At 29.4% G+C, this 4,198-nt stretch carries 4 protein-coding genes; all 4 read left to right on the top strand.

What is annotated here, in order from left to right; all coding sequences use genetic code 11:
* The first annotated feature begins 306 nt into the window (after positions 1-306).
* Positions 307-825, top strand: a complete 519-nt coding sequence (locus tag MW871_RS16110) for a DUF6843 domain-containing protein (RefSeq protein WP_248427412.1) — start codon at positions 307-309, stop codon at positions 823-825.
* Between the two features lie 166 nt (positions 826-991).
* A complete protein-coding gene (locus MW871_RS16105) occupies positions 992-1,870 on the top strand; it encodes a DUF4238 domain-containing protein (RefSeq protein WP_248427413.1) in 879 nt (292 codons plus the stop codon).
* A gap of 1,214 nt (positions 1,871-3,084) precedes the next feature.
* Positions 3,085-3,753: a hypothetical protein gene (locus MW871_RS16100; RefSeq protein ID WP_248429408.1), complete on the top strand. Its 669-nt coding sequence runs from the start codon at positions 3,085-3,087 to the stop codon at positions 3,751-3,753.
* Positions 3,754-3,947: 194 nt separating this feature from the next.
* Positions 3,948-4,198: helix-turn-helix domain-containing protein (locus tag MW871_RS16095; RefSeq protein ID WP_248429407.1), on the top strand; the 251-nt coding region annotated here is incomplete at its 3' end.

Here is a 4,198-nt window from a genome sequence, read left to right as displayed (position 1 = left end):
TGTTGACAAGTTTGGAAAAAAATCCCTTCAAAGATTTTTTCTAAACTTATCAATATTACGTCAATAATAAACTATTTTTGAAATTATACAGTAACCAAAAATAGTCAACCTATATTAGGACAAGACACGAACGAAACAGAAAAAATGAAATTTGACAGAAACTTAACTTTTACAATTGGAATAATACTAGTTATTATTAGTACATTTTTCATTTCAATTCTTCCAGGTTCACTATATTTTTATGGAATACCATTTTTTGTTTTTATATTAGGTCTAATTTTAGTTTGGTTAGGTAAAAGAAAAATTATGACAAAGATTTTATACACTATTACTCCTATCCTATTCTTTTTTACATATCAATATTTTTGGAAAGAATATGAAACTATTGAGCCAGAAACATTTTTAATTGCTGAAAATTATCGTGGTTGTGTAAGGATAATGTTCAACTCAAAATGTGGAGAAGAAATACAATATGAAAATAAGCGTAGATTATACAAAATCCCAAAAGACGGAGTATTATTAACAAAATTTAAAGACGAACAAGGTTTTATAGATTATGAATTTTATCTTGTTGACGAAAATGGTAAACGACTAAAAATTGAACAACTTGACGTAAGAGATTTTAATGAAGAATGGACAACCGAAAAAAATCCAAAAGAACCGTCACGAGATAAATTAGGGATTTTTCACGTAGGTAGAACTTATAGTGATGGTAGTTCTGAATTTTATGTTTCTACATACAAAGATTTAGACTCACAATTTGGATTTAAATATATGCAGAAATTTGACAGTATAATGACAAAGAAAATATCGAATTGTAAATAAAAAATACTACCGCCAACAGTGGTTTTGAAAGATTGCGAAAATTGTGCTAAATTCACATATATCTTTCGCAAGAAATTTTATCTTAGGGGAAAAATCTCGGTTACGAAGTTCGCAACCTTTCAAAGCCACAAAACGTTGGCAGTAATATTACCGAAAAAACAGAAAATTGGACATAACTAAAAGACATCATTATATACCTGAATTCTTTATAAAAGGATTTACTGGCGAAGATAAAATGGTTTCTGTTTTTAATAAAGAAACTGGGAAATTGGATAATGCTCGCAAAAGTCCTAAACAAGTTTTTTTTGAATGGAATAGAAATACTTTCAAAATTAATGGAGAAGATAATGATTTCGTTGAAATGCTTTACCAATTTGGAGAAACGAAATTTTCTGATACTTACAGAATGATAATTGGTAATCAAGAATCTTTCCAATTTAATGCTTTCGAAAAACTACATTTAATGTATTTTATTTCTGAACTACATTGGCGTGTACCAAATCAAGATATCGAATTTCTTGACCATATAGACCAAATTAATTCTGAAAGTTCAAGTTTGCAGATTCGAAATAAAAATTCTGGAGAAACTATATCGCAAAAATTATATAGTGAATTAATTAAAAATCCTCCAATATCTGAAGCTTTTAAAATGATAAAGGCGATAGAAGATTTTGACGAAATCGTAAAAGAAGTAAAAATAGAAGACTGGAAATTATATTCTGTTGAAATAAACAATCCACAACTAAATTTACTGTCAGACAATCCCGTAATAATAAGAGATTATAAAAGTAATATTCTAAAATCGGAATTAATCTTTTCGTTATCAAAAGGCAAGACAGTTTATCATACGAATGGTAAGATTTTAAATGAAATTCCTGCTGAAAATAGAATTAGAGTTGATGTTTTAGCGTTTTTACAATCAAAAAAATTTGTTTGTGGACCAAAAGCTGAATACTTAAAAGATATAGCAGAATATGCAAAGTTTTATGATACAGAAAATAAAATTGAAAAATTGAAAGAAAACGTATTCGATATCTTTAAATAGAAAAAATACTACTGCCAACAGCCGTTTGGCGAGATTGGGGTTTTAGGCTTAATTTGAAAATGATTTTGTACTTGGAAAATTTGTGTTTAATGGAAAAATCTCGCATCTTTACTCCCCAACCTCGCCAAGCGCCAAGACGTTAGCGGTCAGCAGTGTTGGAGCAAATAAAACTGGAGTGAAATAGAAAATATTTAGAATTTAAAAATATAAATTTCATCGATTTTTTTTAAGTTTTTAAGATTAAAATTGAAGGTGATTATGTTTGTAGAAAGCAGAAGATTAAAAGTTGGAATCTGATTAAGTTTGCAGCATATGGAAACTGGAATATTGGAATTTATCGAGATAAGAAAAGAGAAAAATGAAGATATTAGCTAAATATTGAAATGATAAATAGAAGCTTAAAAAGCGAAATTTTGTCGATTTTTTTGGGATTTTAAAGTGATAGAAGATGCTTAATAAAATATTTGGCCGAAATTATAAAGGCAATAATTATAATTTGTAATAGACATTTACAATAAATAGACTGCCGAACCGCTAACAGCCGTTTGCCGTGATTGCGGGTTTAGTGGAATTAACGTTTTTATTCATATCTTCGTTTCGGTAGAATATACTCTGCTAGAAAATCCGCAACCACGTCAAGCGGCAATACGTTATGCGTCAGCAGGTTGGATCGCACAGAAAAAGAAGAAATTAAAGCTTGAAAACTGAAATGCAAAACTTTGAAAGCGAAATTTTTTATCGAATTTTTTAGCTTTTTAAAAGTGGAAAATGAAACTTGATCAACTTTGTGGAAAGCAGAAACCTGAAAATTGAATCTGATTAAGTTAATAGAATGTGGAAACTTGAATATTGGAATCTGATTAAGGTTGTGGAAAGCAGAAACTTGATAAAATTGGCTGAATATTGAAATGCAAATTAGAAACTTGAATAGTAAAATTTTCGCGATTTTTTTTTAGATTTTTAAGATCAAAATAGATGTTTAAAACTGAATAAAATAATTAAATTTGGAAAAGCCAATTGGAATAAATTGGAATAGACAAACATAGAACATATACTGCCGAACGCATAACAGCCGTTTGGCGAGATTGCGAATTTATTGGTTAATTCATATTTTTCTTTCGCAAGATATTCTATCTTAGCCGAAAGAACTCGGTTACGAAGTTCGCAACCTTGCCAAGCGCCAAGACGTTAGTGGCAACTTAACACAAAATACTATGAATCAAAAAGTTAAAGATTTAAATAAAGGAATTGAAATTAGGTCTGAAATTTTACAATATTCATTATTAATAGAAGATTTTACTTCAAGTCTTTTAGGTCAATTATTGAATATTAAAGATTACAAAAAAACTAAATCTCTTGGTAATCAAAGTGGTAATTTATCATTCAATCAAAAGGTAAATTTACTTATAGATATTGACGCATTAAACGAAGAAGAAAGAAGTAAATTTATAGCGTTTATGGAAATTCGTAATCAGTTTATGCACAACATAAATGCAAAAGATTATGAAAGTTGTTTTGGCTTCCTCAAAGGAAAATCTACATACATACTAAAACTTTTTCCACAAGACAAAAGTTTGCCTTTAGAAGAACAATTAAAAAATGCAACTAGTCAATTATCAGATAGCGTTATCCAATCTACAGTTATGTTAACAGAAAAAGTAATAGAACAGATAAGGAAAAAGTCAACTGCTTTTGTACTAGAGAAATTTAAGAAAAACTCTTTAGAAACAATTAAAGAAATAAAGTCTGTTTTTGATTCTCTTTATACGGAAAAAAAAGGTGCAGGTATAAAAACAATAAGTATAGAGGAAATAAAAGATATTGGAACAATTTTCAGTAAAGCATATTATTCAACAATGATAAAAAAGATTAAACCAGAATAAGCAGCCACTAACAGCCGTTTGGCGTGATTGGGGATTTAGTGGAATTACCGTTTTTTTACTACATTTACGTTAAGCCGAAAATACTCGGTTTCAAAAGTCCCCAACCACGCCAAGCGCCAAGACGTTGTATGCAAGCTTCCCGCATGACAAATCCTGAAATAGGTTGACTAAAAATTAAACACTTTTAGCAAACTATGGAACCCACAAAAAATGGACACTGTCCAAAAATTGAGTACAAAAAAATTGGTTTCGACCTAAAACTTTCCATCATTGACCAAATTTCAAACGGTCAAATTTCAGTAAATCACGCTTCTAAATTACATGGAATTTCTCGCTCTTCAATAACCTATTGGATGAAAAAATTGCGTTCCTTTGAACAAAATTCTAAAACAATGAGCAAAAACGATGAAATCAAAAAACTCAAAGAACGTATCGAAGAACTCGA

Source organism: Flavobacterium pygoscelis, from assembly GCF_023162025.1.
Lineage (GTDB): Bacteria > Bacteroidota > Bacteroidia > Flavobacteriales > Flavobacteriaceae > Flavobacterium > Flavobacterium pygoscelis.
Note: the sequence above shows the minus strand (reverse complement) of the source record. Positions and strands in the feature narration are given on the sequence as shown.